The sequence below is a fragment of the Leucothrix arctica genome, assembly GCF_003172895.1.
Classification (GTDB): Bacteria; Pseudomonadota; Gammaproteobacteria; order Thiotrichales; family Thiotrichaceae; genus Leucothrix; species Leucothrix arctica.
In genome coordinates, this window is sequence record NZ_QGKL01000021.1 from 130,195 (window position 1) to 141,771 (window position 11,577).

Here is an 11,577-nt window from a genome sequence, read left to right on the forward strand (position 1 = left end):
CTGTTATATTTCACGCAATCTTATGTGTGTTTTTTCATGAAGTCGACTAGCTAGAAATTAACGTTTAGTCATTCAATCGTCATATGGCTGTAATAAATGAGTGCGTTATTTCCCGTTCATTGCTCTGTCAGACAGTCTATACAGGGTTAAATTTTAATTTAGTCCTTCTTGTGTTGAAATATAAGTATAGTTGTTACTTTATCAATCATAAAGTAAAGGATATGTCATGTTTAAGAATACAATCCCTCTTTTATTGGCTTTCAGTTCTAGTCTTTTTTGTTCGGCTGTTCAGGCCGATTGGACATTAAATAATGAGCAGTCGAGTCTAAATTTTGCAACGGCTAAGAATATAACGGTATCTGAAGTACATCATTTTAAAACGTTAAGCGGTGAAATTAGCGATGATGGTAAAGCTAGTTTGGTCGTTTCGTTAGCTAGTGTAGACACTGCAAATCCTATCCGTGACGAGCGACTAGAGAAGCAAGTCTTTGAAATAGCGACATACCCTAATGCGACGGTGAGTCTCGACTTAGGCGCTGATGGCGTTAAAGCAGGCTTGCAAAAAGTGACTGCGACATTGAGTTTGCATGGTGTTGAGAAGGAAATAGTGACTGAGGTGTTTGTTGAGCAGAGCGACAAAAGCATTCAAGTAACAAGCGTTGCGCCTATTGTTATTATCGCGCCTGACTTTGGTTTGGAGAAGGGTGTCGAAGAGCTACGAGTGCTAGCGGCGCTTAAGTCGATTAATGTCATGGTGCCAGCGACGTTTAGATTGGTTTACGATAAGCAGTAGTTTTGTTTTGAAAGCCACGGCCTGTAAGGTAATTATGTTATTTTACAGGTGTTAAAGAGCTAAGCCGCTATTTTCTAAAGAATGATTAGCCGTTGTAATCAATCGCTTCTAATTGTTGTTCCGCAGCACTTCCCAAGTAAGATCGTATCGTCGTAAAAAACTTCGGCCAATTGCCTTGTTTATCTTTTCGAAGCAGGGCTTTAGCGACCTTCTCCCGCGCAGCTTCTATCGTCATGCCCTTAGCAACCAAGTCGCCCAATGTCTGGTTGATCGCATTTAACTCGGCGCGTCGTAAGCGTTTCAAGCGTTGCGCATTCAGTCGTAAATGATCAATAGAGCCTGCAGCCAATTTGTCACTAACCTGTGCTTGAGCGCAGCGTTCCTCATCCACCGACATCACACCTTTACGAGTCACGTGAAACAATGGCGGAAAAGCGGGAATATCAACAGGGTTTAAAATCAAATGATCTAGGTTTTTATCACCTTTCGGCACGTCACAAGAGTGGTCAGGGCTGGTGAAACGCTGCTTCGCCTCAGCAACATTGGGTCGTGTACCGCCGTGACAACAGCCAAATAAATTAGACCAATCCAAGTGCCAGTTATGCTCACCTTTACTGTCAGACTTTGGGTGAAAGTGCTCTATGCGGGAGTCAGGCGCACCCGAACTGCGAGCAGGAATAAGGTCAACCTCGCAGTAGGCGCATAACCCACCTTGCTGCTCACGAATCGCTTGCTGCAACTCACGTAAACGGAGCTTATCGAACTTCTTAAATTGCCGCCACGTTCTGTCGGGGAAGCGCTCACGAAACAGCAGTAAACCTTCTGGCTCCGGCCCTCTAGCAATGCGTTTCATGGCGGCTAGTCCTGACGGTCTAAGGCTTTTAAGCGAATATCAATGTCGAGTCGTACCAACTCAGGCTCGTACTCACCACCCCAGTCATCTAGCTCTGCTCGCAGCTTGATGGCTTCGTCAGTATCCCATTCGTCACACTCAACCAAAGCTTGGTAACGGTTTAAGATTTTAACTATCGGCAACTGCTCAACGCGGGCAGAGCTAACACCCAACACATCAGACAATACCTGCTGCGACTCAGCACCTTCTGAGAAGTGCATCGGCAGCAATACCGGCTTGCCATCCTGCCAGTCAATCACACGCAGCGACTCAGGTTTAACCGACGACACCACTTGCGGACTATGCGTTGAAACGATGAATTGAATATTAGGAAAGGTACGCATCAAATCCAACAAAATCGTTTGCTGCCAACCAGGGTGTAAATGAAGATCAACCTCATCAATCATCACTACTCCTTCAGTCGCCAGCGGGTCTTCCATGTGAGGATTAGCTTCGGCCATGCGTCCTGCAATATCCATCACCATCGCCAGCGTTGTTCGGTAACCGTCACTCAGCTGCTCAATGCGTAGCTGTTTAAGCTGTCCGTCTTGCAGCCAGTCCACGACTATGCCAGCAGGGTGAATACCGCGTGGGTTTGAAAATGCAGGCATTAAGCGAGTCACTGCATTTCGAATGGCTGTTAACTCAGGCACAACCACATTAAATGAGCGTTGTGCCTGTTGCAGCTTGCTCTCTTTGTCTTCTAGGAAGTAAAAATACTCGACCAAATTTTTGAAATTAGTACGGCTATCTAACGCACCTACCAAAGCATCAAAACGTGCAAATGCTTTGCCTAAACCGCCTTTGCGTTGTGGAATATCAAACACACCACGCCCAGTGCCGTAGTAGATAAACAGCGGCAATTGGTAAGCGCGTGATTGGTTATGCGCATCAATGAACTCATCAACATAAGCGTTTAACGCTTTAAGCCCGAAGGCTTCAGGAATCTCGCTAGCCGTGGTGGTGCTTTGGTCACGTTTTTCAGTGCGATCCCAACAGATACCCGTGTCAGTTTCACAACGAATACGCATGTAAGGTGGTCGCTTACCATCGGTTAACACTTGGAAGTCAGTGTCTTTAGGGTTGATACCAGACACTTTAGGTAGACGAGTTAAAAACGAACCTAATGCCGTGGCTACCGCATCCAATATACTAGACTTACCCGCACCGTTACGTGCGATAAGCACGGTTAGCTTTGGGTCAAACTCGATGTCAAAGTCGCTAAAACGGCGAAAATGATTCAGTGTTAAGCGTTTGAGTTTCATGCGCGTAGATCCTGATGTTTCGGTGCTGGTTGTATAATTATGAGGATAACATGCACAGACAGATCTACAATGCCTAACCGTTTGAGTGATCAGCGGTATTTAAAATCAAGGTATGATGGGGTTACTCAGTGCTTAAAGTGAATCAGTCATGACAGAAAATATCTTAGAGTCACTCGCCAAAAACGTAGCTAACATGGAGGACAGTAACCACCCTCCCGTTCACCTATGGAGCCCAGAGCACTGCGGCGAAATCAACATAGTCATCCAACACGATGGTAGTTGGATGCATGACGGTGGCTTGATAAAGCGTGAAGCGTTAGTCCGTTTATTCTCAAGTGTTTTGTGGCTAGAAGACTCACAGCACTACTTAAAAACACCCGCAGAAAAGCTGTCGATAACCGTAGAAACAACCCCGTTTCTAATAACCCAAATGGCGGTTAAAGACGCGGGCACTGAGCAGCAGAAAATCCTATTCACCAGCAGCTATGGCGACACGGTATTACTGGGAAGTGAGCACCCGCTACACTTGGATAAAAATATCATCCAAGACCAAGAAGTGCCATTAGTCATGGTGCGTTACGGCATGATGGGGCGTTTGGCGCGCAGTGTCTTTGAGAGCGTGGTTGAGCTAGGTGAGTTTGTAGAGTCAGACAAGGGTGACTACTTAAAAGTGTTAAGTGATGGCGTGGTGTTTGAGCTGTCTTAGTTACGTCGAACTTCTTCGGCATTACTTTCAACAAACTGCTTAATGTCGTGAAGGTCTTTGTCCAACATCTTAACCATGGCGCGTTTCACAAAGATGCCCATGACGGCGGACACGACTTTTACCATCAGTGAGTTTGCCTCACTTTCAAATGACATCGTTAGTAGCGTGTTCTCACCGAGTTCTTTAACAGACATCGTCGATATATAAATGGCACCGTGGTTTTGTGCACGTGTCTTGTAATAACTGAGTGGTTGGTAGTCGGTAATCCATAGGGTTTCTTCGGCTTCTTTACCAAAGACTTTGCGTGTTTCTGTCCACTTTAAACCAACTAAACTCCCTTCATCATCCGGCGCTTCGAGCAGTTTGAACGCGGTAATCGCAGAGATCATTTGCGCTGAGTGTTCAATATCACAGATGTCTTTCCAGACGACTTCAAGAGATCGGTCTATTTCGATGTCGACGTTAATGTTCATTTAAACCACCGTGTTTTTGATTGCTTATGTCGAGTAAGCAGAGAAGATTATTATTTGCGCTAAGTGTACTTCAAATGGCTAAAAAAAATCCACATTAGTCCGGCGCTAGGGAGAGCCATTCTAAGGTGGATAAAAATCACCACTCCGGTTTACACGCCAGAGTGATACTAAAACGTAAGGTTACTTCGCCTAGCTTATCTAACGTTCAATAAGCCCCCGCGGTAACATTACTTATAGGCGCTAGCAATCAACTCGCATTGAGCAAATCAATGTTTCCACCGATTGCCGCGGTGTTATTAGTAATCGTCTTTTCAGTCACAAAACGCAGTAGGTAGTTTGGTCCACCCGCTTTTGGCCCTGTGCCTGACAAGCCACAGCCACCAAATGGATTCACACCGACAACAGCACCGATCTGGTTACGGTTAATGTAAACATTACCAACCTTGATCTTCTTCGCCACATCTTGGAAAAGTGATGTATTACGTGTGTGTATACCAAATGTCAGACCGTACTTTTTGCTGTTAATGTCTTCAACGACTTGGTCAATCTCACCTGCGTTATAGCGAACCACGTGCAAGATAGGGCCAAACTGCTCAGCTTCCATTTCTTTGATTGAGCCAATCTCAAGTAACGTTGGCGCAACGAATGTACCGTTAGCACAATCATCCGGTATGGCTACTTGATACACAGACTTCGCTTTGCTCTTCATGGTTTCGATGTAGTTAACCAAACCAGCTTTAGCGTTTTTGTCGATCACTGGGCCAACGTCTGTTGAGATATTAGTCGGGTTACCGATTTTCATCTCATCCATCATGCCCTTAACCAACTCAATGACACGGTCAGCAATGTCTGACTGAACATACAGCACACGTAGCGCCGAGCAACGTTGTCCTGCCGAGCTAAATGCTGAGTGAACCACATCCTTAGCCACCTGCTCAGGTAGCGCTGTCGAGTCAACCAACATCGCGTTTAGACCACCGGTTTCAGCAATCAATGTCGCCAAACCTGCGTCATCGTCACGGTTAGCTAGCGTCAAGTTGATCATCTTCGCTGTCTTGTTAGAGCCAGTGAACACAACACCATTGATGCGAGAGTCAGCGTTAATCACCGCGCCCAACTCAGCACCAGAGCCCGGTAAAAACTGCATAGCGCCCGCAGGTAAGCCCGCTTCAAATAACAACTCAGCCGCACGGTGAGCAATCAATGCCGTCGTTTCAGCAGGTTTAGCAATCACCACATTACCTGACACAAGAGCTGCAACAATCTGACCAAGGTAAATCGCTAATGGGAAGTTCCAAGGGCTGATGCAAACGAAGATACCTTTCGCTTCAAAGAACAACTCATTTGACTCACCCGTAGGCCCAGGCATAACCGTCGGCAACACCAATCTTTCATTCGCTTGAGTCGCGTAGTAACGGCAGAAATCAACCGCTTCACGAATCTCATCAATACAATCTTGAATTGTTTTACCCGCTTCACGCTGACACAAAGCCACTAACTCATCGCGGTTGTCTTCAAGCAAGTCACCCAACTTAGCAATGATCGCCGCACGCTCACTCACTGCTGTTTGTTGCCACTCTGTACGGAATGCTTCTGCGATATCGATTGCTTGTGTCGCCAGCGCAGCATCAGCCTCCCAAACGTCACCCACCTGTTGCGTGTTGTCGTATGGGCTAAACACCTCATGAGAAGCGCCAGCGTTAACACTTTCGCCATTTAGAATAGGGGTGGCTGTCCAGCGTGTATCGTCAAACTGCTTAATAGCGTCCATAAATGTGTCTCTTGAAATAGTAGTGGCCAAGTTAATACCTGACGAGTTTTTACGTTCAGTGAAAATATCTAACGGCTTAATGATCGGCATCTTTTCAGAAGTGATTTGGTCACGCGTCAGTGGTCGTTTAATCAATGTTTCTATCGACGTTGCTTCATCTGACAATTGGTGAACAAACGACGAGTTTGCACCGTTCTCAAGTAAGCGACGCACAAGGTATGGCAACAAGTCTTCATGACTGCCCACAGGTGCATAAATACGCACATTAATGTTGTCAGCCGTTGCTAAAACACTGTCATACAAACTGTCGCCCATGCCGTGTAAACGTTGGAATTCATACTCACGGCCCTTAGGTGCCATGACTTTCACGCTCGACACGGTGTGCGCGTTATGTGATGCAAACTGAGGGTAAATGCAGCCACGAGTATTGTCAGACAACAAGTAACGCGCACACGCTAAGTAAGCGGTATCGGTGAATTCTTTACGGGTATAAACAGGGTAGCCGTCAAAACCAAGCTCTTGTGCATGCTGGATTTCAGAGTCCCAGTAAGCGCCTTTTACCAAGCGCACAGGGATTTCATTCCCGACGACCTTAGACAGCTTGGTCAACCAACACAGTACTGGCAGCGCACGTTTTGAGTAAGCTTGAATAACTAAACCAAACTTGTCCCAATCCTTTAAAAACGGCTTTGTATAAAGGTGCTCGAACAGCTTCATGGTTAGCTCAAGGCGGTCAGCTTCTTCCGCATCAATAGTGATGCCGACGCCATTTTCAATACCTTGAAGCAGTAGCTTTTCAACCGTTGCTGAAAGCTCTTCTAAAACACGCTGCTCTTGCAACTGCTCAAAGCGAGGGTGCAAAGCAGACAGCTTAATAGACAAAGTAGGGCGCGTATTTGTGCCTTTTGAGTTAGCCGCAATCTGCCCGATAGCGTCGCTGTAACTGTTGTAATACTTCAGCGCTTCCGCGCTAGTCACCGCAGACTCACCCAGCATGTCGTAGCTGTAGTCATAGCCTTTTTTCAGGTAAGGTTTGGCGTTCTTCATCGCTTCTTTAATGGTGCGACCCAGCACGAAGTGTTGTCCCATAATGCGCATAGCACGGTCAACCGACGCACGAATAACAGGTTTAGTGGAGCGTTTGAAGAAACCAGAAATAGATGACTCATCAACGTCAACAAGGTTACCGGCAATCATCAGTCCCCAGGTTGAAGCATTTACAAACAGCGAGTTATCTTTACTGAAATGATTCTTCCATTCCTTTTCACTCAGCTTGTCTTCGATCAGTGCGTCAACCGTTGCAGCGTCAGGCACACGTAACAACGCCTCTGCAAGACACATCAATGTCACGCCGTCTTCGTCACTCAGTGAGTACTCTTGAAGTAGCGCTTCAATGTCAAAAAACGCAGCGCTGTGATTACTACGAACACGCGTAATAATCTCTTCAGCGACTTCATGAACACGGTCATTTTCACTGTCGTGATAAGCCAAGTCGTAAAACTGACTAATCAGCTTTTGCTCGTCAATATGCTCAAACTGAGAGATGTTTTGAAACAACTCAGAGCGAGATAACGTCAGCCATGCTGCGTCGTCATTGTGGACGGTCGTGACATCAAATGGGATGGCAAAATCATTTTCATCATGCATATCTTTACTCCAAGTTAGTTACTGTATGGAGTAATTATGCAGAGGATTTTAATAACAAAGTTGCAAAAAAAAGGGAGGTGTTTGCAAAAAACTATGGAGGTTATCGTGTGGTTTAAGCGTTAATTAAATAATTTTGACGATAGGCTGTTGGTGACATACCCACCTTCTTTCTAAAGACATTTGTAAATGCACTTTGGCTTGAGAAGCCCAGAGAGAAACAGATTTCAGTGATAGATTTGTTGGACTCAGTGATGAGTTTTGAAGCCACTTTGATGCGCTCATCAATCACAAATTGGTAAGGTGAAATACCTGCTGACTCGCGAAACTTTTGGTAGAAGTGACTCTCACTCAAGTTGCACAAACGTGCGAGATCAGCCGTTTGAATTTTCATCCCTAAGTTATCGTGGATGTAGCGTTTAATGCGGTTAATATCGATACGGTCACGCGGTTTGCTGACTTCTTCAATACACATATCGCCACGTAGACGATGGTACAAACTGTGCAACAAGCACTGGCCGATCGCTTTTGCGGCTTGCTGGTTATTGTGTACCGTTTCTAACTCGTGACTCATGACTTTCAGCAAAGACTGCATATCTTGGTCAAACTGGAAGTACTTAGGCGAATTAAGAATCTGGTCTAACACACCGTGCGTAAACGCTGCCTCAAGCTCAAACAAACCGATATTGCTGGTTATGTCGAGCATAAGGATTTTGTTTTCTTGATTGCCAAAAAAACTGTGACTGGTATTGGAGGTCACAATACAACCGACCCCTTTTTGAATGAACCCACTCACACCCGCAACCTCAAACTCGGCGTGCCCTTTTAAACCAAAGATAATTTGGTGATGTAAGTGGCTGTGGTTACGGGGCTGTTCAGACAGTCTCACAACGCTAGCAGTAAAGTTGTTTACGTCATTCATGACATTAATTTAGCATGGTTTTTAGAGCTATTACTTGCAAAAAACTACGAATGGCTTGTGGAATAGTCCGTTTTGGTACCAATAGCCTTAACGTAGATCAAACTCCTCAGTCGCTTTTTCAACCAAATAATCGCCAATAGCAAAGCTAGACGTTGCCGCTGGAGAAGGTGCGTTACAGACGTGCAGCGTGCGTGCCGTATTTTTTAATAAGAAGTCATGCACCAATGTGCCGTCTGCTAACACTGCTTGAGCGCGTACCCCTGATGAGCGTGCTTTAAGGTCGTCTAAGGTGAGTGAAGGGCAATACTTGCGACACTCCTCAAGATAACGTTTGCGTGACAGTGAGTTACGAAACTCCGTCAAACCAGACTTCCAGTTGTCTTTGATGACCTTGCGAAAGCCTGAGAACGCGATCATTTCTGCAAGGTCACTCAGGTTGATATCCGTCCATGTGTAACCCTCACGCGCTAGCGATAACACGGCATTCGGGCCTACTGTCATACTGCCGTTGGTGGTTGGCGTTAGGTGTATACCCAGAAACGGCATGTCTGGGGCAGGCACAGGGTAAATCATGTTTTTGCAGACGGTAGCTTTTGATGCATCCAACTCAAAATACTCACCGCGAAACGGCACAATGCGGAAGTCCAAGTCCACCCCGCACATACCCGCTAAACGATCTGCCATTAAACCAGCGCATGCGATGAGGTAACTGCACTCAAAGCTGCCTTTGTTGGTAGTTACTGTCACTTCTGAACTGGTTTCTTTAACCGCAATGACCTCGGTATCTAAGCTAATCTCATGACCTTTGGCGCGTAACAAGTCAGCCATTTTAAGCGTAATCGCAGTGTAGTCGGTGATGGCGCTCTCGGTCACATGCAGCGCTGCTACGCCCGTAATGTTTGGCTCTAGCGCCTCTAACTCCTCACAGTTTAACCACGTTGGCGACAAGCCATTGGCGATGCAACGCGTCATTAACTCCTTCATGCGCTCAACTTCAATGTCATTGGTCGCCACGATCAACTTGCCGCAGCGGTCAAAGGCAATGTCGTGCTCTGCACAAAACTGTTCGACCATCGCACCACCTGTGCGGCAGAACTCTGCTTTTAAACTACCAGGTTGGTAGTAAACGCCTGCATGAACCACGCCGCTGTTGTTGCCTGTTTGGTGACGGGCTAGGGCGGGTTCTTTTTCTATGATGTGGATGGAGGCGGTTGGGTAGGTGTTGGAGAGCTTTAGGGCGGTTGCTAGGCCTACTATGCCGCCGCCGATTATTATGAAGTTGGGTTTCTGCATAAAACACTCGTCTTATTAGTTTTGAATTATCAGCAATTATCGGAACTATAGCCAGAGTATATCAATATAGTTTTTATGTAGGATAATTGTTTGGTATGGCGCTTAGATATATAGTCGTAGCCTATTTTAGCCACTAGTTCTATCTGAGTTACTATGCCGAAGCCAAATCAAAGAAACGTTGAAGAGATAATTAAACAAGAATTTGATGAGCGTTCAGGGGTTCTGGATCTTCACTACTGTGGAATATCTGAAATACCAAGTGTTATTAGAGAAATGACGTGGTTGAAAATTCTAAATCTTGGTAGTGATGGGTTATGGAATAAAAATCAGGGGAAGTGGGGGGCTTTTAATGAGGGTTTAAGAGAACCAAAAAATAACATAACAATTCTACCGAGTTGGCTCAGTGAGATTAGAGAGTTAGAGCAAATAAGTTTGGATGGAACAGGTGTTCTTGATTTTTCTGTTTTAATGCTGCTCCCTAAGTTAAAGACGCTTTTTTGTGATATAGAAAGACTTGATGTTTTGGATCAAATTGGAAAAATTAGCACTCTAGAGAAACTCTCATTTAATGAGACTAAGGTAGTAGATTTAGCCCCTTTAATTTCTTTAACGCGCTTACGAGAGCTATTTTTTTCTGCATCAAACGTAAGTGATCTGTCACCTCTGTCTGCAATGATAAAACTGGAAGTGTTAAATTGCGGAACCACCTCAGTGACCGACCTGTCGCCTCTAAGAGAGTTGACCTGCTTACGTGAGCTCTATTGCTTTAAAACCAAAGTCAGCGACCTATCACCTGTGTCTACACTGACCGCACTGGAAGAGTTAAATTGCGGAGCCACCTCAGTGGCCGACCTGTCGCCCCTGAGTGACCTGACGTGTTTACGTCTGCTTCGCTGCTTTGAAACCAAAGTCAGCGACCTGTCACCTGTGTCTGCACTGACCGCACTGGAAGAGTTAAATTGCGGAACCACGTCCGTGACCGACCTGTCGCCTCTAAGAGAGTTGACCTGCTTACGTGAGCTCTATTGCTTTAAAACCAAAGTCAGCGACCTGTCACCTGTGTCTGCACTGACCGCACTGGAAGAGTTAAATTGCGGAACCACCTCAGTGACCGACCTGTCGCCTCTAAGAGAGCTGACGCGCTTACGTCAGTTCTCTTGCTATGAAACCAAAGTCAGCGACCTGTCACCTGTGTCTGCACTGACCGCACTGGAAGAGTTAAATTGCGGAACCACGTCCGTGACCGACCTGTCGCCTCTAAGAGAGCTGACCCGCTTACGTCAGTTCTCTTGCTATGAAACCAAAGTCAGCGACCTATCACCTGTGTCTGCACTGACCGCACTGGAAGAGTTAAATTGCGGAACCACGTCCGTGACCGACCTGTCGCCTCTAAGAGAGTTGACCTGCTTACGTGAGCTCTATTGCTTTAAAACCAAAGTCAGCGACCTGTCACCTGTGTCTGCACTGACCGCACTGGAAGAGTTACATTGCGGAACCACCTCAGTGACCGACCTGTCGCCTCTGAGAGAGCTGACCTGCTTACGTGAGCTCTATTGCTATGAAACCAAAGTCAGCGACCTGTCGGCATTGCGTGAGATGGATTGTTTACAGGTATTCTCTTGCACTGACACACAAGTCAGTGATTTATCGCCATTGAGAAAAACAATAAGCTTAGAGACGTTACGTTGTGGAAAAACCTCAGTAATTGATCTTTCACCTGTTAATAAGCTCTCTAAACTAAGTGAAGTTAAGTTTCAAAACACGAATATTAGGGATTTACTGCCTCTATCTCAGCTCAAAAATTTGAGTGTTATTGAG

At 45.9% G+C, this 11,577-nt stretch carries 9 protein-coding genes; 3 read left to right on the forward strand and 6 right to left on the reverse strand.

Annotated features, from left to right (window positions below):
* The first annotated feature begins 226 nt into the window (after positions 1-226).
* A complete protein-coding gene (locus tag DKT75_RS07430; RefSeq protein WP_109822791.1) occupies positions 227-793 on the forward strand; it encodes a YceI family protein in 567 nt (188 codons plus the stop codon).
* An 85-nt stretch (positions 794-878) separates the two neighbouring features.
* Here the strand turns inward: DKT75_RS07430 and DKT75_RS07435 are convergent, their stop codons facing one another.
* Both DKT75_RS07435 and DKT75_RS07440 read right to left on the reverse strand, forming a co-directional pair.
* Positions 879-1,646, reverse strand: a complete 768-nt coding sequence (locus DKT75_RS07435; protein WP_109822792.1) for a retron system putative HNH endonuclease — start codon at positions 1,644-1,646, stop codon at positions 879-881.
* A 5-nt stretch (positions 1,647-1,651) separates the two neighbouring features.
* Positions 1,652-2,950 (reverse strand): AAA family ATPase, encoded by a 1,299-nt coding sequence (locus DKT75_RS07440; RefSeq protein WP_109822793.1) that lies wholly within the window; start codon positions 2,948-2,950, stop codon positions 1,652-1,654.
* Between the two features lie 148 nt (positions 2,951-3,098).
* Between DKT75_RS07440 and DKT75_RS07445 the strand changes: the two genes are divergently transcribed.
* Entirely contained in the window at positions 3,099-3,656 is a 558-nt protein-coding gene (locus DKT75_RS07445; RefSeq protein WP_109822794.1) for a DUF1285 domain-containing protein, read from the forward strand.
* Here the strand turns inward: DKT75_RS07445 and DKT75_RS07450 are convergent.
* The 4 genes from DKT75_RS07450 to lhgO all read right to left on the reverse strand — a co-directional run bounded on the left by DKT75_RS07450 (position 3,653) and on the right by lhgO (position 9,759).
* Positions 3,653-4,129, reverse strand: a complete 477-nt coding sequence (locus tag DKT75_RS07450; protein WP_109822795.1) for an SRPBCC family protein — start codon at positions 4,127-4,129, stop codon at positions 3,653-3,655. The two genes, DKT75_RS07445 and DKT75_RS07450, sit on opposite strands and share 4 nt — an antisense overlap.
* 247 nt (positions 4,130-4,376) lie before the next feature.
* Positions 4,377-7,547 (reverse strand): bifunctional proline dehydrogenase/L-glutamate gamma-semialdehyde dehydrogenase PutA, encoded by a 3,171-nt coding sequence (gene putA / locus DKT75_RS07455; RefSeq protein ID WP_109822796.1) that lies wholly within the window; start codon positions 7,545-7,547, stop codon positions 4,377-4,379.
* Positions 7,548-7,659: 112 nt separating this feature from the next.
* Complete coding sequence (locus tag DKT75_RS07460; protein WP_109822797.1) at positions 7,660-8,466, reverse strand: AraC family transcriptional regulator; 807 nt, start codon at positions 8,464-8,466, stop codon at positions 7,660-7,662.
* Positions 8,467-8,553: 87 nt separating this feature from the next.
* Positions 8,554-9,759: an L-2-hydroxyglutarate oxidase gene (gene lhgO, locus DKT75_RS07465; protein WP_109822798.1), complete on the reverse strand. Its 1,206-nt coding sequence runs from the start codon at positions 9,757-9,759 to the stop codon at positions 8,554-8,556.
* A gap of 153 nt (positions 9,760-9,912) precedes the next feature.
* On the opposite strand from lhgO, the gene DKT75_RS07470 reads away from it, so the two are divergent.
* Positions 9,913-11,577 (forward strand): leucine-rich repeat domain-containing protein (locus tag DKT75_RS07470; RefSeq protein ID WP_109822799.1); only part of this gene is annotated, 1,665 nt, incomplete at its 3' end.

What these genes read in the sequence shown, in the direction of transcription:
- DKT75_RS07430 (WP_109822791.1), top strand. Translation starts at nt 227, where the DNA reads ATGTTTAAGAATACAATCCCTCTTTTATTGGCTTTCAGTTCTAGTCTT.
- DKT75_RS07445 (WP_109822794.1), top strand. Translation starts at nt 3,099, where the DNA reads ATGACAGAAAATATCTTAGAGTCACTCGCCAAAAACGTAGCTAACATG.
- DKT75_RS07440 (WP_109822793.1), bottom strand. Translation starts at nt 2,950, where the DNA reads ATGAAACTCAAACGCTTAACACTGAATCATTTTCGCCGTTTTAGCGAC.
- DKT75_RS07460 (WP_109822797.1), bottom strand. Translation starts at nt 8,466, where the DNA reads ATGAATGACGTAAACAACTTTACTGCTAGCGTTGTGAGACTGTCTGAA.
- putA (WP_109822796.1), bottom strand. Translation starts at nt 7,547, where the DNA reads ATGCATGATGAAAATGATTTTGCCATCCCATTTGATGTCACGACCGTC.
- lhgO (WP_109822798.1), bottom strand. Translation starts at nt 9,759, where the DNA reads ATGCAGAAACCCAACTTCATAATAATCGGCGGCGGCATAGTAGGCCTA.
- DKT75_RS07450 (WP_109822795.1), bottom strand. Translation starts at nt 4,129, where the DNA reads ATGAACATTAACGTCGACATCGAAATAGACCGATCTCTTGAAGTCGTC.
- DKT75_RS07435 (WP_109822792.1), bottom strand. Translation starts at nt 1,646, where the DNA reads ATGAAACGCATTGCTAGAGGGCCGGAGCCAGAAGGTTTACTGCTGTTT.